This window comes from Pseudomonas sp. 8(2025), from assembly GCF_052665325.1.
On sequence record NZ_JBQOIE010000009.1, the window covers coordinates 213,122 to 232,062 of the forward strand.

The window sequence follows — 18,941 nt, forward strand, 5'->3', positions numbered from 1 at the left end:
TCAGCGCTCAACCGCGGGGCAGGAACACATCGGCCAGCAGTTGATTGCGCGGCAGCCCCGCCAGGTACAGGCGCCGGGCGAAGGCTTCGACACTGTCAGGGTGACCGCAGAGTAAGGCCTGGGTTTGCCGGGAAACAAGCCGCAGTTGCGCCAAAGCGGCTGTCAGCTCGGCCCCGGTCCACAGCTCGACGGACAGCTGGGCCCGGTTCGCCGCCAGGGCCGCCAGGGGTTTGGCCAGGTAATGCTCACTGCTGTCATGGGCCAGGTGAATGATACGGATGGGGCCCTGGTGATCCTGGCGCAGGGCCTCGCGCAGTATGCCGAACAGCGGCGCCAGGCCGGTTCCCGCGGCCAGTAGCCAGAGTGGGCGCTGCTGCCAGTCCGGATCGTAGTGCAAGGCGCCGCCCCGCAACTCCCCCAGGCGCATCGGATCGCCCAATTGCAACTGGCGCGCCGCATCGCTGAACTGGCCCGGATGCCGGCAATCCAGGTGGAACTCCAGAAAGCGGTCGTCTTCCGGCAGGCTGGCCAGGGAATAAGGCCGGGCGATCTGGCCGGCGGCCCACAGCACCAGATGCTGGCCGGCGCGGTAACGCAAGGGCCGCTGCGGCTGCAGGCGCAGGCGCAGGACCGAGCTCGACAACCAGTCCAGGCCGCTCACCGTCGCAGGCAGGCCATCACGCACAGGGTCGAAGGTCTCGACGTGCAGGTCCTCCACCACCTGGCACTGGCAAGCCAGGCGCCAGCCGAGCCGGCGCTGTTCGTCGCTCAAGGCATCTGGCCGGCTATCGCTGGGCAAGCCCTGGACACAATGCACCAGGCAGGCATGGCAACTACCGGCGCGGCAACTGTAGGGCACCGTCACGCCAGCCTGATTCAGGGCATCCAGCAGGTTGCTTCCAGGCGCCACCGGCCAGCACCGGTTGCCAACGGTCAATTCAGGCATCGAGGTTTTCCCAGGCCGCAGAGCAACGATTGCGACCGTCGCGCTTGGCCCGATACAGCGCCTGATCGGCGCGTTGCAGGGCATGGTCCAGATCGTCGCCGGCCCGCAGCAGGGTCATCCCCGCCGACAGGCTCAGGTCTCGTACGTTAAGGCCCACCAGTTGCACTTCGGTGAACGCCAGGCGCAAACGCTCGCAGCAGGAGGTCAGGCGCTCGGCGTCACACTCGGGCAGCAGTACCACGAATTCCTCGCCACCGTAACGGGCCAATACGTCGCCATCGCGCAGGCAAGCCGTGGCCACCGCGGCGAAGGCCTGCAGTACCTGGTCGCCGGCAGCATGGCCGTGGAGATCGTTGATGCGCTTGAAATGGTCCAGGTCGATCAGCGCCAGCCCATGCACCTGCTCCTGATCCATGGCTTGCAGCTCGCGGCTGGCAATGCGCAGGAAGTGCCGGCGGTTGAACAGGCCCGTCAGTTCATCGGTGGCTACCAGGTCCTCCAGCTGTCGCATCATGCCTCGCAGCGTGTCCTGATGGGCCTGCAAGGCAAAGCGCCGCTGGCGCATGCGTGAGCGCGAAGCCTGGACATAGGCGGCATACAGGCACATCCACACCAGCATCACCAGCAGCACGCAGACCTGCAGCGCGGCCAGTTGCGGATCACCGAGGAGCAGGCGATAGCCGTCCCACAGATTGACCCCGGCAAAGCAGAAGAAGCTCAGCGCCGCGCTGCGCAGATAGGCCCGGCGGGAGAGGTGAAACAGGCCGAACAGCAACGGCAGCAGGTAGAACACCAGGAACACCCCGCGGGCCTGATCCAGATGGGCCATCAGCCAGGTCTGCCAGGCGATGCCCAGCACCACCTGGACTTCGGTCAGGCTGGGGTCGGCGAACTGCAGGTTGCGTCCGCTGACGAACACCCAGCACAGCAGCGCCTGGCTGGCCAGCACCAGGCCAGTGCCCAGCAGCGCGCTGCCGCTCGAAGCACGGGAATGCCCCGTGACGACGGCCAGCCAGAACAGCAGCAGGATCAGTGCGTAAGTGCCCGCGGCAATGGCGAAGCGCTTGAATAACAGGCTCTGGATGGCTTTATGGGTCAATCGTTGACTCACCGTGAGAAAGGAGGCTTAAAGAGTTTCCTACCCTGCAGGCCACTTGCCACTTTAGTGCTGAGCCCGGCAAATGACTATTCAAATTTAAAACCCCGTCGCCAGGTTTCAGCGCCGACTCAGGCAAGAACAGTGCCCATCCGATGGGCGACTTTGGTTGGCCCGGCCGGCGGGTGTACCCAACCCCCAGGCGAGGTATACTGCCGCGCCTTTTTAGCGTCGCGCCAGTTGTCTGTCCGGCGTGCCTTAGAAGGTGCCTGCATCCGACCGATGCACCCAAGTGCAGGCACCTTATTAAATGTTCCCGTCTTTTAGAGGAGCGCGACTCATGACCGTGATCAAGCAAGACGACCTGATTCAGAGCGTTGCCGACGCCCTGCAATTCATTTCCTACTACCACCCCGTGGACTTCATCCAGGCGATGCACGAGGCCTACCTGCGGGAAGAATCGCCGGCTGCCCGTGATTCCATAGCGCAGATCCTGATCAACTCGCGCATGTGCGCCACCGGCCACCGGCCGATCTGCCAGGACACCGGCATCGTCACGGTATTCGTGCGCGTGGGCATGGACGTGCGCTGGGACGGCGCCACCATGAGCCTGGACGACATGATCAACGAGGGCGTGCGTCGCGCCTACAACCTGCCGGAAAACGTCCTGCGCGCCTCCATCCTGGCCGACCCGGCAGGTAGCAGGAAAAACACCAAGGACAACACCCCCGCGGTGATCCACTACTCCATCGTCCCGGGCAACACCGTGGAAGTGGACGTGGCGGCCAAGGGCGGCGGCTCCGAGAACAAATCGAAGATGGCCATGCTCAACCCGTCCGACTCGATCGTCGACTGGGTACTCAAGACCGTTCCGACCATGGGCGCCGGCTGGTGCCCACCGGGCATGCTGGGCATCGGTATCGGCGGCACCGCCGAGAAAGCGGCAGTGATGGCCAAGGAAGTGTTGATGGAATCCATCGACATCCACGAGCTCAAGGCCCGTGGCCCGCAGAACCGCATCGAAGAGATCCGCCTGGAGCTGTTCGAGAAGGTCAACCAGCTGGGCATCGGCGCCCAGGGCCTCGGTGGCCTGACCACCGTGCTCGACGTGAAGATCATGGACTACCCGACCCACGCCGCTTCCCTGCCGGTGTGCATGATCCCCAACTGCGCCGCCACCCGTCACGCGCACTTCGTACTGGATGGCTCCGGCCCGGCGAGCCTGGAAGCGCCACCGCTGGACGCCTACCCGGAAATCGTCTGGGAAGCCGGCCCGTCGGCCCGTCGGGTCAACCTCGACACCCTGACCCCGGAAGAAGTGCAAAGCTGGAAGCCGGGCGAAACCGTACTGCTCAACGGCAAGATGCTCACCGGCCGCGACGCTGCGCACAAACGCATGGTCGAGATGCTGAACAAGGGCGAAACCCTGCCGGTGGACCTCAAGGGTCGCTTCATCTACTACGTCGGCCCGGTCGATCCGGTCGGTGACGAAGTGGTCGGCCCGGCTGGCCCGACCACCGCCACGCGGATGGACAAGTTCACCCGCCAGATCCTCGAGCAGACCGGCCTGCTGGGCATGATCGGCAAGTCCGAGCGCGGCCCGACCGCGATCGAAGCGATCAAGGACAACAAGGCCGTGTACCTGATGGCCGTCGGCGGCGCTGCCTACCTGGTAGCCCAGGCGATCAAGAAGTCCAAGGTCCTGGCCTTTGCCGAACTGGGCATGGAAGCGATCTACGAGTTCGAGGTCAAGGACATGCCGGTGACCGTCGCCGTCGACAGCAAGGGCGAGTCGGTACACATCACAGGTCCCGCCATCTGGCAGAAGAAGATCAGTGACAGCCTGGCGGTAGAAGTGCAGTAAGCCCTTCCTCCGTTCGGCCCAGGCGGCGGTGCTGTTCATTGAATGGCCCGCCGCTTTTTTTATGCACCGCCCTTTCCCGACACTGTCCGCGATCAACGTTAGCCCCGGCGCTCATGCTATCGTTCCCGCCCCCATTGCAGCCTGCCCCGACTCATGGCCCAGATCTCTCGCCCCCTCCGCTTGACGTTCTATATCCTGGTGATTCTTGCTGGCACCGTGCTCAGCGCCGGCCTGGCCATGCGCCATGCAGAACGGCAGACGCTGGTGGAGGAAGCCGCCCGTGCCAATGAGCAGTTGGGGCTGTATGCCAACTCGCTGCATACCCTGATCGAACGCTATCGCGCCCTGCCGGCGGTCCTGGCCCTGGACCCGGAACTGCGCGCGGCGCTGCAGGGGCCTGTGGCCACCGAAACCCAGGACGCATTGAACCGCAAGCTGGAAAAGATCAATGGCGCGGCCCGCTCCTCGACCCTGGAGCTGCTGAACCATGAGGGCCTGGCCGTGGCCGCCAGCAACTGGCGCCTGCCCAGCAGCTACGTGGGCCACAACTACGGCTTTCGCCCCTACTTCAAGCAGACCCGCAGCCAGGGCAGCGGGCGCTTCTATGCGGTGGGCGTGACCAGCGGCATCCCGGGGTATTTTCTGGCCAGCGCAGTCAAGGCCGACAACCAGGACTTCCTCGGGGCCATGGTGGTGAAGCTGGAATTCCCCGAGCTGGAACATGAATGGAGCCAGGGCAACGACACCCTGCTGGTCAGCGATGCCCGGGGCATCGTGTTCATCGCCAACCAGCCCGGCTGGCGCTACCGGCACTTGCAGCCGCTGTCGAGCAACGATCTGGAAGAAATCAAGCTCACCCGCCAGTACGACAAACAGCCCCTGACCCCGCTGCAGCACCAGACGCTGCAACGCTTTGACGACAACAGCAGCCTGGCCCGGGTCGAAGGCCCCGAGGGCCGCGCCAGCTACCTCTGGGAGTCCCTGCCGTTGGCCGCCGAAGGCTGGACCCTGCACCTGCTGCGCAAACCGCCGAATGCCTTCGAGGAAACCCGCAATGCCGGGCTTGCCGCCGCCGGTGCCTGGCTGACCCTGGTGTTCCTGCTGCTGTTCCTCAACCAGCGCTGGCGTCTGGGGAAAGTCCGCCAGCGCAATCGCCAGGAGCTGGAACAACTGGTGGAGGAACGTACCCGCGATCTGCGCACCGCCCAGGAAGGCCTGGTGCAATCGGCCAAGCTCGCGGCCCTGGGGCAGATGTCCGCCGCCCTGGCCCACGAAATCAACCAGCCCCTGACCACCCAGCGCATGCAGCTGGCAACCCTCAGGCTGTTGCTGGATCACGGCCGGGTGGACGAAGCCTACAAAGCCCTGCGCCCACTGGACGACATGCTGACCCGCATGGCCGCCCTCACCAGCCATCTCAAGACCTTCGCCCGCAAGAGCCCCAGTGGCCTGCGAGAACGCCTGGACCTGACCGCTGTGGTGGACCAGTCGCTGCACTTGCTGGAAGCCCGGCTGCGTGCCGAAGACGTCGAAGTGGTGCTGCAACTGACCCGCCCGGCCTGGGTCCGGGGCGACGCCATCCGCCTGGAACAGGTGCTGATCAACCTGCTGCGCAATGCCCTGGACGCCATGCAGGACAAACCGCACAAGCGCCTGGAGATCAGTCTCGAAGCCGAAGACCAGCTCTGGCAACTGCGGGTGGCCGACAACGGCGGCGGCATTGCCGAGGAACACTTGCTGAGCGTCTTCGATCCATTCTTCACCACCAAACCGGTGGGTGATGGCCTGGGGCTGGGGCTGGCGGTGTCCTATGCCATAGTCCACGAGCTGGGTGGCCGCCTGAGCGTGGCCAACCAGGAGCAAGGGGCGGTATTCACCCTGAGCCTGCCCATCGACCTGGAGGCCCATATCCAATGCTGAACTCAGTGATCGTGGTGGACGACGAAGCCAGCATCCGTACCGCCGTCGAGCAGTGGCTGAGCCTGTCGGGCTTCGAGGTCCAGCTGTTCAGCCGGGCCGAGGACTGTCTGGCGCAACTGCCGAAGAACTTTCCCGGGGTGATCCTCAGCGATGTGCGCATGCCCGGCATCAGTGGCCTGGAACTGCTGGCCCAGGTCCAGCGCCTGGACCCGGACCTGCCGATCATCCTGCTCACAGGCCACGGCGATGTCCCCATGGCGGTGGAAGCCATGCGCGACGGGGCCTACGACTTCCTGGAAAAACCCTTCAGCCCCGACACCCTGCTCAGCAGCCTGCGCCGGGCCCTGGACAAGCGCCGCCTGGTCCTGGAAAACCGCCGCCTGCACCAACAGGCCGACAGCCGGGCCAAGCTCGACGCCACCTTGCTGGGGGTCTCCAGAGCCTTGCAGACCCTGCGCCGCCAGGTACTGGAACTGGCAGCCCTGCCGGTCAACGTGCTGATCCGCGGCGAGACCGGCAGCGGCAAAGAACTGATTGCCCGCTGCCTGCACGACTTCGGCCCGCGGGCCGGCAAGCCCTTCGTCGCCCTGAACTGCGCGGCGATCCCCGAGCAGTTGTTCGAGGCCGAGCTGTTCGGCCATGAAAGCGGCGCCTTCACCGGCGCCCAGGGCAAACGCGTCGGCAAACTGGAATACGCCGACGGCGGCACGCTGTTTCTCGACGAGATCGAAAGCATGCCCCTGGCCCAGCAGGTCAAGCTGCTGCGGGTGTTGCAGGAGCAGAAGCTGGAACGCCTGGGATCCAACCAGAGCATCAAGGTCGACCTGCGGATCATCGCCGCCACCAAGCCCGACCTGCTGGACGAGGCCCGTGCCGGGCGTTTCCGTGAAGACCTGGCCTACCGCCTGACCGTGGCTGAACTGCGCCTGCCACCCTTGCGCGAGCGCCGCGAGGACATCCCCCTGCTCTACGAGCACTTTGCCCAGAATGCCGGGGAACGCCTGGGGCGCAGCGTCGCGCCCTTGAGCGGCGCGCAACTGAGCCGCCTGCTCAGCCACGACTGGCCGGGCAACGTGCGCGAGCTGGCCAACGCCGCCGAGCGCCAGGTGCTGGGCCTGGGCGAGCCGGAACCCGACGCCATCGAACCCGGCCAGTCCCTGGCGGCGCAGCAGGAAGCCTTCGAGGCCCAATGCCTGCGCGCGGCCCTGAGCCGGCACAAGGGTGATATCAAGGCGGTACTCAACGAGCTGCAACTGCCCCGCCGGACTCTTAACGAAAAGATGCAGCGCCATGGACTGACCAGGGAACAGTTCCTCAAGGAGGAGTAACCCCTATAGGACCCGGCTTGCCGGAGAATCAGCCCTCAAGCCCGGCACCGCCCCCATCGACGCCTTCGCCCACATGCCCAGGGGCACGGCCGCTTTCGGCAATTTCCCGCTTACCCGCAAGGTGCCGATAGGCGGATTTCCGCTCATCACTCCCGCCTCCCCCCCTCTAGCCCGGGCTTCTCGCCCTTGGCACAGGTCCTGCTATAGCCCCAGCAGGCTGCGCTCGCGCGCACTCCACAAAAACAATGAATAGAAGGGTCCTTCATGGATATCTCTAATACCCTGCCTGCCGGGTCGGCGGCTGCGCCCGCCACAGAAAAGACCACCGCCAGCCGCCTGAAGTCGATCTTCAGCGGTTCCGTGGGCAACATGGTCGAGTGGTACGACTGGTACGTCTACGCCGCCTTCTCGCTGTACTTCGCCAAAGTCTTCTTCCCCAAGGGCGACACCACTGCCCAACTGCTGAACACCGCCGCGATCTTCGCCGTGGGCTTCCTGATGCGCCCGATCGGTGGCTGGCTGATGGGGCTGTATGCCGACCGCAAAGGGCGTAAGGCCGCCTTGATGGCCTCGGTGCTGCTGATGTGCTTCGGCTCGCTGATCATCGCCCTGACCCCGGGTTACGAAACCATCGGCGTCGGCGCTCCCATCCTGCTGGTGCTGGCGCGCCTGATGCAGGGCCTGTCGGTAGGCGGTGAATACGGTACCTCGGCCACCTACCTCAGCGAGATGGCGACCAAGGAACGTCGTGGCTTCTTCTCCAGCTTCCAGTACGTGACCCTGATCTCCGGCCAGCTCATCGCCCTGGCGGTGCTGATCGTGCTGCAGAACATTCTGACCACCGAGGAACTGCAGTCCTGGGGCTGGCGGATTCCGTTCGGCATCGGTGCCCTCTGCGCCGTGGTAGCCCTGTACCTGCGTCGCGGCATGGAAGAAACCGAGTCCTTCACCAAGAAGAAGGAAAAGCCCAAGGAAAGCCTGATGCGCACCCTGATGCGTCATCCCAAGGAGTTGATGACCGTGGTCGGCCTGACCATGGGCGGCACCCTGGCCTTCTATACCTACACCACCTACATGCAGAAATACCTGGTGAACACTGTCGGCATGAGCATCTCCGACTCCACCACCATTTCCGCCGCCACGCTGTTCCTGTTCATGTGCCTGCAACCGGTGATCGGTGCTCTCTCGGACAAGGTTGGCCGGCGCCCGATCCTGATTGCCTTCGGTATCCTCGGCACCCTGTTCACCGTGCCAATCCTCACCACCCTGCACACCATCCAGACCTGGTGGGGCGCGTTCTTCCTGATCATGGCGGCGCTGATCATCGTCAGCGGCTACACCTCGATCAACGCGGTGGTCAAGGCCGAGCTGTTCCCTACGGAAATCCGCGCCCTGGGCGTGGGCCTGCCGTACGCACTGACCGTGTCGATCTTCGGCGGTACCGCCGAATACATCGCCCTGTGGTTCAAGAGCATCGGCATGGAAACCGGCTACTACTGGTACGTCACCGCCTGCATCGCCTGTTCGCTGCTGGTCTACGCGACCATGAAAGACACCCGCAAGCATTCGCGGATCGAGACTGACTGAAAACAACAACGCCCGGGTGCAAGGCCCGGGCGCTTTTCGCGATCTGTGGGGAAGCTTTCGCCGGCAAGCCGGCTCCTACAGAGGCTGTACAGGTCAGGAAAGTTCGGCAGCGCCCTGGCGCCCATCGCGGCTCTGGGCCCAGGCCGCCCCCACGATCATCACCAGCAGGATTCCCGCCAATACCGCCGACGAGCCGATGGTGCCGAAATCCAGGCCGCCTTTTTCGTGGGGTTTGGTGAGGAAGTCGCCCAAGGTTGCGCCGAACGGCCGGGTCAATACGAAAGCGACCCAGAACAACAGTACCGACGAGAGCCTGGTGAAGTACTTGAGCAGCACCACCACGGCGATGGTCGAGCCGATCAACAGCGCCCCGCCGGCAAAGCCCAGCCCCGAATCGTCAGCCAGGTAGTCGCCGAGGGCGGTGCCCAGGGTGTTGGAAAACAGGATCGCCATCCAATAGAACATCTCGCCGCGAAAGGTCTGGATCTTGTTGACGTTCAGCGAGTCGCCGCTCAGACGCCAGAGCGCGAAGATCGCCAGCAGAATACCGATCAGTATCAACGAGCCACTGGCATAGCCCAGGCCCAGGGTGCGGTCCATGAAATCCGACATGGTGGTGCCGGCGGTACTGGTGGAGAGGATCACGATCCAGTACAGCACCGGGTTGTAGGTCTTGGACCACAGCTGGGTGACCAGGGTCAGCAGGAACACACTGATCAGAATCATCGAGCTGATGGCATAACCCACATTCAGGGTCATCGACAGCAGGTCCCCCGCTGTTTCGCCGAGGGTGGTCGCGCAGATTTTCATGACCCAGAAGGCCAGGGTGATCTGGGGTAGCTTGTTCATTCGCAAAGGTGCTCCAAAGGTCGCATTCAAGGCGGCCTGTCTATGGACTGCAGGCCTGCGCGGAGGCTGAACGTCAAGGGGTGAAAAACAGGTAAGGCGCGGATGAAAAAATCGTTGAAATATTTTCTTACAAGCAATCTGCTCAATTAATGATCAGTTAATGCTGAATGCATAGCCTGCTAATGAATCCAAGTGGGTACTTGGCTCTTCTATGCAGTGAGGCTTGAACGCGGTATTTGGCGGCGAGGGCTGACCTCATAAGCATCGATAAAGCAGATATTTATAAGCATTAATTTGCGCTTTTATATCAACTTTACCGGAGTAGGATTCATCCCAAGCCCAACGCATTCATCTCAACGAACCCGGAGTCACCATCATGAAAAGCAAACTGATCCTCGCCCTGACCCTCTCGGTACTGGCTGCCAACACCTTCGCCGCTGATGGCTACGATCGCACCGGTTCCGCTACCTTCGCCGCCGATGGCTACGATCGCACCGGTTCCGCCACCTTCGCCGCTGATGGCTACGACCGCACCGGTTCCGCCACCTTCGCTGCCGATGGCTACGACCGCACCGGCTCCGCCACCTTCGCCGCTGATGGCTACGACCGCACCGGTTCCGCCACCTTCGCCGCTGATGGCTACGACCGCACCGGTTCCGCTACCTTCGCCGCCGATGGCTACGACCGCACCGGTTCCGCTACCTTCGCCGCTGATGGCTACGACCGCACCGGCTCCGCCAGCATCAGCTGATTGATGCACCTGACACCACAGCCCGGCCTTGGCCGGGCTTAGTCGTTTCTGGCCAGGGGAAAACACCCACAACGTGGAACGCTCAAGGGCCAGGACGCTGGAATTGGGCGATTGCGCACTGCACTATGACGCCCTTACCCCGCCCCAAGCAGGAACCTTGAGCCATGCCCGACGATATCCACTTTTACCAACCTGCCCTGGGCCACGGCCTGCCCCACGACCCGTTCAATGCCATCGTCGGCCCGCGCCCCATCGGCTGGATCTCTTCCCAGGATCGCGAGGGGCGCCTGAACCTGGCGCCCTACAGCTTCTTCAACGCCTTCAACTACATTCCACCGATCATCGGTTTCTCCAGCGTCGGGCGCAAAGACAGCCTGAATAATATCGAGCAGACCGGCGAGTTCGCCTGGAACCTGGCCACCCGACCTCTGGCCGAGCAGATGAACCAGAGCTGCGCCGCAGTCCCGGCCGAGGTAAACGAGTTCGAACTGGCCGGCCTGACCCCCGTGGCGTCGAAAGTCATCAGCGTGCCCCGGGTAGCCGAGAGCCCGGTGTCCTTCGAGTGCAAGGTCACCCAGATCATTCAATTGCAGCGGGCGGACAAGGAACTGGTGCCGAGCTGGCTGATCCTCGGCGAAGTGGTCGCCGTGCATATCGCCAAGTGGCTGCTCAAGGACGGGATCTACGACACCGCCGCGGCAGAGCCGATTCTGCGCGGCGGCGGGCCGGCGGATTACTTCCAACTGGGGCCAGAGGCTCTGTTCAGGATGCACCGCCCAGGGGCAGTCAAATAGCGCTTGGACTCAGTAGCTCTTCCAGCTCAATTCGCCGTCCTGATCGACGTCGGCCAACTGTTCGAGTTGTTGTGCGGCAGCCTGGTCGGCGTCATGCGCCGTCTTGAATTTCTGCTCATCCAGGACTTTATGAAAGCGTGGTGCGCTTGATGCGCCGAGAGCCTTGACGGCAATGGCGGCGCTGTATCCCCCCTCCCCTGGAACCACAGCGGAAACTGCTTCGTAGTGTGCAAACTCTTTGCGTGCCATGTTGCGAGTCCTGGCCAATGAAAAGTCGGCCATTCTAAACCTTCAACTGGCCAGCTTGTGCACCGGCGCCTGCTGTAGTTGCGGATATTCGCCATGGGCTTGCAGCGCCGACACGGTACTGAAGGTATGAAAATCCAGGCTGTTGACCACCAGGTCCTGCACCAGCTCGGCAAAGATCGCCATGGCCGGGGAATTGAAATAGGCCGTCATCGCCTGCTGGCTGCTCCAGAAACCGGACACCAGCCACAGGTCGGCATCGCACTGCGAATGCTGCAGGGCAAAATGCAGGCAACCACAGGCCTGGCGGGACGGTTCGATCAGGCTGCTCAAGCGCGCACCCAGCTCCTTGGAACGCCCGGCCCGGGCTCGGACAAAGGCCATGTGACTGACGGGAATATGCGTGGACATGTGCGACCCTCCCAGGGTGTTGTCGAGGCAGCCATGGGACGGGCTGCGACAGGATCAACGATACGGGGCAGGCCCTCGCGCGCGTTAGTCGATTTCTGCCGTTGATTTGCCCAATCCTGCGACAAGCCCTTTGCTCCCTCCCCGACTCCGCGCCATTGGGCAAAAGCATGACAACGGTGTTTCAAGCAAGTGAAGCTCAGGAGCATCGGCTGATCTTGCCTATCGCGTGCGCAAGCAGCAGGATCAGGCAAGTTTTACGCAGGATTCGCCTACCCGCGCTTCTTGCACAAACTTAAGCTGTGCCGACTGCAAACACTCGGAGGCTGCCCCATGCCATCACTGGAAACCCCGCCACCGCCCCTGGCCCCGGAGATGGAACGGCAGCGCGTGGAACTGGCCGCGATCATTGCACGCAACACCGCCGAGGACGGCAGCTACGCCACGGCCATCGACTCGTTGTTCGTCTCGCGCCACAGCAGCTCTCATCAATTCGGTTCGGTGCTGGCACAGCCGGCGCTGTGCATCATGGCCCAGGGCCGCAAGGAAGTACGCCTGGCCGATGAAAGCTACAACTACGACCCCTTGAATTACCTGGTGGTCTCGGTTTCCGTCCCCCTGAGCGGCAAGGTGGCGATCGTTTCACCAGAGGAGCCGATCCTGGCCCTGCGCCTGGACATCGACCCCGGGGAAATCAATGCATTGATTGCCGATGCCGGCCCCATCGGCGTACCCGCCCGGCCTACCGGGCGCGGCCTGTACGTGGAACGCCTGGACCCGGCGATGCTCGACGCGGTGCTGCGCCTGACCCGCCTGCTGGACACCCCGAAAGACATCGCCATGCTCGCGCCGCTGGTACGCCGGGAAATTCTCTATCGCCTGCTGCGCAGCCCCCAGGGCCACCGCCTGTATGAGATCGCCACTGCCAACAGCCAGGGCCACCGGGTCAACCAGGCCATCAAGTGGCTCAACGGCAATTTCGTGCACCCGTTGCGCATCGATGATCTGGCCCGGGAGGTGAACCTGAGCGTCTCGACCCTGCACCACCGCTTCAAGGCCATGACCGCCATGAGCCCGCTGCAGTACCAGAAACAGTTGCGCCTGCAAGAAGCCCGGCGGCTGATGCTGGCCGAGGGGCTGGAGGCTTCGGTGGCGGGCTATCGGGTGGGTTATGAAAGCCCGTCGCAGTTCAGCCGCGAGTACAGCCGCTTGTTCGGCGCGCCGCCGTTGCGGGATATGGCGCGCCTGCGGGTGAGCAACTGAGGCCTGCCTAACGAGCGCGGATCACATGCTTGATTTCCTGAAAGGCCTGTAGCCCCCAGGGCCCCAGTTCACGACCGATGCTGCTCTGCTTGTAGCCGCCCCACGCCGTCTGGGGAAAGATCACCTGTGGCGCATTGATCCACACCAGACCGGCCTGCAGGGCATTGGCCACTTGCTCGGCATGCGCTGCATCCGCTCCCACTACGCTGGCCACCAGGCCGAACTCGCTGTCATTGGCCATTTCGATGGCCTGCTGCTCGTTGCTGAAACTGCGTACGCAGAGCACCGGGCCAAAGATCTCCTCACGCCATAGCGCACTGTCCAGCGGCACCTCGGTGAACACCGTGGGCTGAATGAAATACCCCTGCTGCAAGCCGGCCGGGCGGCCACCGCCGCAGACCAGCTTGGCCCCCACATTCAAGCCTTCCTCGATATGGGCCTGCACCCGCCGGTATTGCGCCTGATTGACCAGCGCGCCCATTTCCACCTCGGGGTCGAACGGGTCGGCCACACGAATGGCTTCGGCCCGGGCCTTGAGGCGCAACAGGAACTCATCGGCCAACTCATCGGCCACCAGCACCCGGCTGGTGGCCGAGCACATCTGCCCGGCGTTGAAGAAGCCGCCGCCACAGGCCAGCTCCACCGCCAGATCCAGATCGGCATCCGCCAGCACCAGCAACGACGACTTGCCCCCCAGCTCCAGGCTCACGCCCTTGACGGTTTCCGCCGCGCGCTGCATCACCTGGACCCCCACGGCGTTGCTGCCGGTGAAGGAGATTTTCGCCACTCGCGGGTCGGCTGCCAGGGGCGCGCCCACTGCCAGGCCGGTGCCGCAGACCAGGTTGAACACGCCCCGGGGCAAGCCGCTGCCAGCGATGATTGCCGCCAGTTCCAGCTCCGGCAACGGGGTGACTTCGGAAGGCTTGAGCACCACGCTGCAACCGGCGGCCAGGGCCGGAGCGAGCTTCCAGGCGGTGGTGACCATGGGGAAGTTCCACGGCACGATCAGCCCGACGATGCCACAGGGCTCGCGGCGCAGGCGGGCACTGAAGGCCTCGCTGGGCAGTGCCACGTTGGCGTCCTGAGCGGCATCCAGGCCTTCGGCCAGCCCGGCGTAGTACTCGAAGGTGGCAATCACATCGTCCACATCCATGGCGGCCTCGAATTGCGGCTTGCCGTTGTTGCTCGACTGCAGGTGCATCAGTTGCTCCCGGCGTTCGGCCACCCCGGCCGCAATCCGTCGCAGGACCGCGGCACGTTCAGCCCCGCTGCTGTGCGACCAACGCGCAAGGCCGGCGCTGGCAGCGCACAGCGCCTGCTCCACGGCCTCGGGACCGCCACCGGCAACCTGGGCCAGTACGCCCTCGGTGCTGGGGTTGATCACCTGCAGATGCTCGCTGCCCGCCAACCATTGGCCGTCGATGTACAGCCCGTTCAACAGGGGTTGCACGCTCATGCCTGTACTCCTTGGGTCCAGCGGTTCTGATCGACCTCTATCAGGGTCGGGCCCTGGCGATCCGCCGCCGAGCGCAGCGCCGCGCGCAGTTGCTCGACGCTGTCGATGCGCTCGGCGGCGCAGCCCAGGCCCTTGGCCACGGCAATGAAATCCGGGGTGTAGATGTCGACGCCCACCGGCTCGATGGCGCGGTTGACCATGTATTTCTTGATCTCTTCGTAGCCCTGGTTATTCCACAGCAGGACGATGATCGGGGTGCGAGCCTCCACCGCGCAGGCCAGTTCCGAAAGGGTGAACTGCAAACCGCCATCGCCGATCAGGCAGGCCACCGGCCGTCGCTGGCTGGCGTGCGAACCGCCGCCGAGCCAGGCGCCAATGGCCGCCGGCAAGGCATAACCCAGGGTGCCGTACCCGGTGGAGGAGTTGAACCAGCGTCGTGGCTGCTCGGGGTTGAAGGTCAGGTTGCCGCTGTACACCGGCTGGGTGGAATCGCCCACCAGGACAATCTCCGGCAGTTCCTGGACCACAGTCTGCAGAAACAGGGTCTGGGCCTGGGTCGGGCCGTCCCAGAGCTGGCTCAGTTCACTGCGCAAGGCGGCGGCGCGGGCCTGGCCCCAGTCGCTGCGACGCGCTGCCAGTTCCAGCCCGGCAAGTTGCGCCAGCAGCGCTTCGGCAGCGATCCGGGCGTCGGCCACCAGTGCCACTTTCGGCGGATAGTTGCGCACGGTCTGGTCGGCATCGATATCGATACGCAGCAGGGTAGCGGGAATCTCGAAACCACCGGCGAAGGTCACGTCGTAATCGGTTTCCGCCAGCTCGGTGCCAATGGCCAAGACCACATCGGCCTCTGCCACCAGGGCCCGGGTCGCCACCATGGACTGGGTGGAACCGATCAGCAGCGGATGCGCCGAAGGCAGCATGCCCTTGGCATTGATGGTCAGGGCCACCGGCGCTTGCAACAGCTCGGCCAGGCGGGTCAGGGCCGGAGCGGCATCGATGGCGCCCCCGCCCGCGAGAATCAGCGGCCGCTTGGCACTGGCCAGCAGTTGGCTCATCTGCGCGACAGCGGCCGGGGCGGCGCCGGCGCGGGCGATCTGCACCGGCTCGCTGGTCAGCAGGTGGTCGGCGTCCTGGACCAGCACATCGAGGGGAATCTCGATATGCACGGGGCGTGGGCGCCCGGCCTGGAACAGGGCAAAGGCCCGGGCCAGCACCGCTGGCAACTCGTCGGCACACATCAGGGTGTGGGAAAACGCCGCCACGCCACTGACCAGCGCACTCTGGTTGGGCAGCTCGTGAAGCTTGCCGCGCCCGCCCCCCAACTGGCTGCGGGCCTGCACGCTGGAGATCACCAGCATGGGAATCGAATCGGCGTAGGCCTGGCCCATGGCGGTGGTGATGTTGGTCATGCCGGGGCCGGTGATGATGAAACACACACCGGGCTTGCCGCTGGTTCGGGCGTAGCCGTCGGCCATGAAGCCGGCGCCTTGCTCGTGGCGCGGAGTCACATGATGGATGGGCGAACGGGCCAGGCCGCGATACAGCTCCACGGTGTGTACCCCGGGAATGCCGAACACCTGCTCGACGCCATAACCTTCCAGTAGCTTGACCAGTACTTCACCGCACGTCGCCATCTCATCGCCCTTCTTATTGGAGGAAAACCGCACGTCGACCACAGGCTGGAAAACGCCTGCGGGCGCCGATAGAGGGGCTATTGGAACGGTGGGCCTGTAGCCGCAACAATGGATAAAAAGTCATACTAGCCATGTCCCCACGTCATGCCTCGGCCAGCCATGAAACGCCTTCCTCCCTTACCCGCGCTGCACACTTTTCTGATCACCGCCCAGTGCCGCAACTTCACTCGCGCCGCCGAGCAGTTGCACATCACCCAGGGAGCGGTGAGCCGGCAGATCGCCGGGCTGGAAAGTCACCTGGGCTATCCGTTGTTCCTGCGCCAGGCCCGGGGCCTGAGCCTCACCGCCGAGGGGCTGGAATGGCTGCCACGGGTGCAGCAGGTGTTCGAAATGATCAATGGCGCGGTGGACGAGATCGGCGGCCAGAAGCGCAACCTGCGGCTCAAGGCCCCGACCTGCGTGATGCGCTGGCTGCTGCCGCGGTTGCTGCAGTGGCAGAAGGAGCGCCCCGATGTGCCGGTGCAACTGACCACCACCATTGCCCATGGCGTGGATTTCGGCCGCGAGCCGTTCGACGCCGCGGTCATGTACGGCGCGCCACCGGCACCGACCCTGGGCTCGCGACACCTGTTCAATGAACAGCTGACTCCGGTCTGTTCCCGGCCCCTGCTGGAAGGCCCGGTGCCGCTGACGAGCCCCAGAGACCTGCAACAGCACCTGCTGCTGCACCCCTCCCATGATCAGCGGGACTGGCAAACCTGGCTCAAGGCCGCTGGCACGCCCCTGGACACCCTGGGCAAGGGCCAGCACTTCGAGACCCTGGACCTGGCGATGTCCGTGGCCTCCCAGGGCACAGGCGTGGCGATTGGCGACTGGGCATTGATTGGCGATGACCTGAGTGCCGGGCGGCTGGTCATGCCCTTTGAATTGAAGGTGCCGACAGGGCAGGCGTATTACCTGGTGTACCCGGAGCGCCCGGGGCCTTCGCCGGCCCTGCAGGAACTGCTGGACTGGCTGGTGGAACAGGCCCGGCAGCGCTGAAATACCGGCAGGCAGAGAAAAGCCCCGCGAGGGGCCTTCAACGCTTGCCGGAACACCCCGTTAGCCGCCTGCAACAGGCGGCTAACGGGTCAATCGGCCAGTGATCAGTAGCCGACGGTGAAACGCTGACGGCTATGAGCCGGCTTTTCCACCTCGTCGAGCATGGCGATGGCGTAGTCGGCAAAAGTGATCCAGCTGCGGCCCTCTGCGCTGACCAGCAGGTCGTCCTGGCCCAGGCGGAAGTGCCCGGTACGCTCACCCTCGACGAACTCCGCCGATGGCGAAAGGAAGGTCCAGTCCAGGTCCTGCTCCTTGCGCAGGGTCTCCAGGTACACCCCGCCGGCACTGGCTTCGGCCTTGTATTCCTCCGGGAAGCCCGGGCTATCGATGACCTTGCTGCCACCCGGCAGCAACAGCGAACCGGCACCGCCTACCACCAGCAGGCGCTTGACCCCGGCCTTTTTCACCGGGTCGATGATGGCATTGGCAGCGATGCTGGAAAAATGCGCCGCGCTGATCACCACATCGTGACCGGCCACCGCCGCTTGCAGCGCGGCACTGTCGGCCACATCCACATCGCGGCTGACCACGCCGGCACGCGAACCGATCTTCGCCGTGTTGCGGGCGATGGCGGTCACGCTGTGGCCGCGACGCAGGGCTTCTTCCAGCAGTTGGCTACCGGCACGGCCGGTGGCACCAATGATTGCGATCTTGCTCATGACATGTCTCCAGTTGGCTAAGAGAGTACAGAGGCATCCGCCCCCACAAGGGAGCGGGTCAAACCGTTTTCACCACTTCATTTCGCCCTTGGCGACCTTGGCGCTCAGCTCCAGGGAGCTGTCCTCGCCCAGGTCCGGGTAACGCTTTTTCATGGCCGCGATCAGCTCGGCGGAATCCTTGGCCTTGGCGGTTTCCTCGTCGAAGGCCTTGATGTAGTCCGCGGTGAAGTGCACCGGGGCCAGGGAACGCGCGCTGTCACCGAGGAAGTGCCCGGGGATCACGGTCTTGGGTTGCAGGCTGTCGATGGTCTTGAGGGTAGCCAGCCAGTCCGCATGGGACTGCGGGGTCTGGGTGTCGGCCATCCACACGTGGATGTTTTCCGCGACCACCACGCCACCGACCACCGCCTTGATCGACGGGATCCACACAAAGCTGCGGTCCGGCTGCTTGCCGTCCAGGCCAATGACGTCGAGCTTCTGCCCTTCCAGGGTCAGGCTGTGGCCCTTGAGCACGCCCGGCACGATGGTCTTGGCCGGTACGTCAGCGCCCATTTTCGGGCCCCAGAACGCCAGCTTGCCATCCACCGTGGCCTTGATGTGATCCACGGTCGGCTGCGAAGCCACCACCTTGGCGTCGGGGAAGGCGGCGGTCAGGGTGTCGAGGCCGAAGTAGTAGTCCGGGTCACCATGGCTGATGTAGATGGTGGTCAAGTGCTTGCCGCTGGCGCGGATCTTGTCCACCAGTTGCTGGGCCTGGGACTTGCCGAACTGGGCGTCCACCAGGATCGCGTCCTTCTTGCCGCTGACCAGCACCGAGGTCACCGGGAAGATTGCGTTGGCGCCCGGGTTGTAGACATCCAGGCTCAGGGTCGGCTCGGCGGCCGCGGCATGGGCGGCAAAGCCCAGGGTGGCAGTGGCCAGCAGCAAGCGTTTGAGTGAAGTGAATCCGATCATGAGGGCAGCTCCGGCATCTGTTGGCTGGGTTGGGATGGACAGAGCTTAGTTGCCAGACTCGTTACAAAAAATGCGATGCTTGAAC

At 64.2% G+C, this 18,941-nt stretch carries 17 protein-coding genes; 8 read left to right on the plus strand and 9 right to left on the minus strand.

Going from position 1 to position 18,941, the window contains the following annotated elements; translation table 11 throughout:
* Positions 1-7: 7 nt before the first annotated feature.
* Complete coding sequence (locus ACUXVH_RS18755; RefSeq protein ID WP_065365295.1) at positions 8-946, minus strand: iron-sulfur-binding ferredoxin reductase; 939 nt, start codon at positions 944-946, stop codon at positions 8-10.
* Entirely contained in the window at positions 939-2,045 is a 1,107-nt protein-coding gene (locus ACUXVH_RS18760) for a GGDEF domain-containing protein (RefSeq protein ID WP_065365294.1), read from the minus strand. The genes ACUXVH_RS18755 and ACUXVH_RS18760 overlap by 8 nt, the downstream gene beginning before the upstream one ends.
* A 337-nt stretch (positions 2,046-2,382) precedes the next feature.
* On the opposite strand from ACUXVH_RS18760, the gene ACUXVH_RS18765 reads away from it, so the two are divergent.
* The 4 genes from ACUXVH_RS18765 (at position 2,383) to ACUXVH_RS18780 (ending at position 8,741) form a co-directional block, all read left to right on the plus strand.
* On the plus strand, positions 2,383-3,906 hold the full coding sequence (locus tag ACUXVH_RS18765; RefSeq protein ID WP_011063055.1) for a fumarate hydratase: 1,524 nt from the start codon (positions 2,383-2,385) through the stop codon (positions 3,904-3,906).
* Between the two features lie 153 nt (positions 3,907-4,059).
* Positions 4,060-5,826 carry an ATP-binding protein gene (locus ACUXVH_RS18770; RefSeq protein ID WP_011063056.1) on the plus strand — a complete coding sequence of 589 codons (1,767 nt, stop codon included), beginning with the start codon at positions 4,060-4,062 and terminating at the stop codon, positions 5,824-5,826.
* On the plus strand, positions 5,820-7,154 hold the full coding sequence (locus ACUXVH_RS18775) for a sigma-54-dependent transcriptional regulator (protein WP_065365293.1): 1,335 nt from the start codon (positions 5,820-5,822) through the stop codon (positions 7,152-7,154). Before ACUXVH_RS18770 ends, ACUXVH_RS18775 begins: the two co-directional genes overlap by 7 nt.
* A gap of 264 nt (positions 7,155-7,418) precedes the next feature.
* A complete protein-coding gene (locus tag ACUXVH_RS18780; RefSeq protein ID WP_011063058.1) occupies positions 7,419-8,741 on the plus strand; it encodes an MFS transporter in 1,323 nt (440 codons plus the stop codon).
* A 93-nt stretch (positions 8,742-8,834) separates the two neighbouring features.
* Here the strand turns inward: ACUXVH_RS18780 and ACUXVH_RS18785 are convergent, their stop codons facing one another.
* Positions 8,835-9,590 carry a COG4705 family protein gene (locus ACUXVH_RS18785; RefSeq protein ID WP_065365292.1) on the minus strand — a complete coding sequence of 252 codons (756 nt, stop codon included), beginning with the start codon at positions 9,588-9,590 and terminating at the stop codon, positions 8,835-8,837.
* 376 nt (positions 9,591-9,966) lie between these two features.
* Here ACUXVH_RS18785 and ACUXVH_RS18790 point away from each other — a divergent pair, with 376 nt between their 5' ends.
* Together ACUXVH_RS18790 and ACUXVH_RS18795 are read left to right on the plus strand one after the other, a co-directional pair.
* On the plus strand, positions 9,967-10,341 hold the full coding sequence (locus tag ACUXVH_RS18790) for a heme utilization protein (RefSeq protein WP_065365291.1): 375 nt from the start codon (positions 9,967-9,969) through the stop codon (positions 10,339-10,341).
* Positions 10,342-10,505: 164 nt separating this feature from the next.
* Positions 10,506-11,135, plus strand: coding sequence for a flavin reductase family protein (locus tag ACUXVH_RS18795; protein ID WP_011063061.1), 630 nt, complete (start codon positions 10,506-10,508; stop codon positions 11,133-11,135).
* A 9-nt stretch (positions 11,136-11,144) separates the two neighbouring features.
* Here the strand turns inward: ACUXVH_RS18795 and ACUXVH_RS18800 are convergent, their stop codons facing one another.
* Together ACUXVH_RS18800 and ACUXVH_RS18805 are read right to left on the minus strand one after the other, a co-directional pair.
* Positions 11,145-11,417 carry a hypothetical protein gene (locus ACUXVH_RS18800; RefSeq protein WP_041119660.1) on the minus strand — a complete coding sequence of 91 codons (273 nt, stop codon included), beginning with the start codon at positions 11,415-11,417 and terminating at the stop codon, positions 11,145-11,147.
* A gap of 9 nt (positions 11,418-11,426) precedes the next feature.
* Positions 11,427-11,792, minus strand: coding sequence for a putative quinol monooxygenase (locus tag ACUXVH_RS18805; protein ID WP_011063063.1), 366 nt, complete (start codon positions 11,790-11,792; stop codon positions 11,427-11,429).
* 330 nt (positions 11,793-12,122) lie between these two features.
* Here ACUXVH_RS18805 and ACUXVH_RS18810 point away from each other — a divergent pair, with 330 nt between their 5' ends.
* Positions 12,123-13,052: an AraC family transcriptional regulator gene (locus ACUXVH_RS18810; RefSeq protein ID WP_015636791.1), complete on the plus strand. Its 930-nt coding sequence runs from the start codon at positions 12,123-12,125 to the stop codon at positions 13,050-13,052.
* Between the two features lie 7 nt (positions 13,053-13,059).
* Here the strand turns inward: ACUXVH_RS18810 and ACUXVH_RS18815 are convergent, their stop codons facing one another.
* Both ACUXVH_RS18815 and ACUXVH_RS18820 read right to left on the minus strand, forming a co-directional pair.
* Entirely contained in the window at positions 13,060-14,508 is a 1,449-nt protein-coding gene (locus ACUXVH_RS18815; RefSeq protein ID WP_065365290.1) for an aldehyde dehydrogenase family protein, read from the minus strand.
* Positions 14,505-16,142 carry a 5-guanidino-2-oxopentanoate decarboxylase gene (locus ACUXVH_RS18820; protein WP_065365289.1) on the minus strand — a complete coding sequence of 546 codons (1,638 nt, stop codon included), beginning with the start codon at positions 16,140-16,142 and terminating at the stop codon, positions 14,505-14,507. The genes ACUXVH_RS18815 and ACUXVH_RS18820 overlap by 4 nt, the downstream gene beginning before the upstream one ends.
* A gap of 159 nt (positions 16,143-16,301) precedes the next feature.
* Here ACUXVH_RS18820 and ACUXVH_RS18825 point away from each other — a divergent pair, with 159 nt between their 5' ends.
* A complete protein-coding gene (locus ACUXVH_RS18825; RefSeq protein ID WP_065365518.1) occupies positions 16,302-17,183 on the plus strand; it encodes a LysR substrate-binding domain-containing protein in 882 nt (293 codons plus the stop codon).
* A gap of 104 nt (positions 17,184-17,287) precedes the next feature.
* Here the strand turns inward: ACUXVH_RS18825 and ACUXVH_RS18830 are convergent, their stop codons facing one another.
* Complete coding sequence (locus tag ACUXVH_RS18830) at positions 17,288-17,902, minus strand: NAD(P)-dependent oxidoreductase (RefSeq protein ID WP_011063068.1); 615 nt, start codon at positions 17,900-17,902, stop codon at positions 17,288-17,290.
* Positions 17,903-17,971: 69 nt separating this feature from the next.
* Entirely contained in the window at positions 17,972-18,856 is an 885-nt protein-coding gene (locus ACUXVH_RS18835) for an MBL fold metallo-hydrolase (RefSeq protein ID WP_011063069.1), read from the minus strand.
* Positions 18,857-18,941: the final 85 nt, after the last annotated feature.

Coding starts and splice junctions, on each gene's coding strand:
- ACUXVH_RS18770 (WP_011063056.1), top strand. CDS start 4,060: ATGGCCCAGATCTCTCGCCCCCTCCGCTTGACGTTCTATATCCTGGTG.
- ACUXVH_RS18785 (WP_065365292.1), bottom strand. CDS start 9,590: ATGAACAAGCTACCCCAGATCACCCTGGCCTTCTGGGTCATGAAAATC.
- ACUXVH_RS18775 (WP_065365293.1), top strand. CDS start 5,820: ATGCTGAACTCAGTGATCGTGGTGGACGACGAAGCCAGCATCCGTACC.
- ACUXVH_RS18800 (WP_041119660.1), bottom strand. CDS start 11,417: ATGGCCGACTTTTCATTGGCCAGGACTCGCAACATGGCACGCAAAGAG.
- ACUXVH_RS18815 (WP_065365290.1), bottom strand. CDS start 14,508: ATGAGCGTGCAACCCCTGTTGAACGGGCTGTACATCGACGGCCAATGG.
- ACUXVH_RS18790 (WP_065365291.1), top strand. CDS start 9,967: ATGAAAAGCAAACTGATCCTCGCCCTGACCCTCTCGGTACTGGCTGCC.
- ACUXVH_RS18765 (WP_011063055.1), top strand. CDS start 2,383: ATGACCGTGATCAAGCAAGACGACCTGATTCAGAGCGTTGCCGACGCC.
- ACUXVH_RS18755 (WP_065365295.1), bottom strand. CDS start 946: ATGCCTGAATTGACCGTTGGCAACCGGTGCTGGCCGGTGGCGCCTGGA.
- ACUXVH_RS18810 (WP_015636791.1), top strand. CDS start 12,123: ATGCCATCACTGGAAACCCCGCCACCGCCCCTGGCCCCGGAGATGGAA.
- ACUXVH_RS18805 (WP_011063063.1), bottom strand. CDS start 11,792: ATGTCCACGCATATTCCCGTCAGTCACATGGCCTTTGTCCGAGCCCGG.
- ACUXVH_RS18820 (WP_065365289.1), bottom strand. CDS start 16,142: ATGGCGACGTGCGGTGAAGTACTGGTCAAGCTACTGGAAGGTTATGGC.
- ACUXVH_RS18825 (WP_065365518.1), top strand. CDS start 16,302: ATGAAACGCCTTCCTCCCTTACCCGCGCTGCACACTTTTCTGATCACC.
- ACUXVH_RS18795 (WP_011063061.1), top strand. CDS start 10,506: ATGCCCGACGATATCCACTTTTACCAACCTGCCCTGGGCCACGGCCTG.
- ACUXVH_RS18830 (WP_011063068.1), bottom strand. CDS start 17,902: ATGAGCAAGATCGCAATCATTGGTGCCACCGGCCGTGCCGGTAGCCAA.
- ACUXVH_RS18835 (WP_011063069.1), bottom strand. CDS start 18,856: ATGATCGGATTCACTTCACTCAAACGCTTGCTGCTGGCCACTGCCACC.
- ACUXVH_RS18780 (WP_011063058.1), top strand. CDS start 7,419: ATGGATATCTCTAATACCCTGCCTGCCGGGTCGGCGGCTGCGCCCGCC.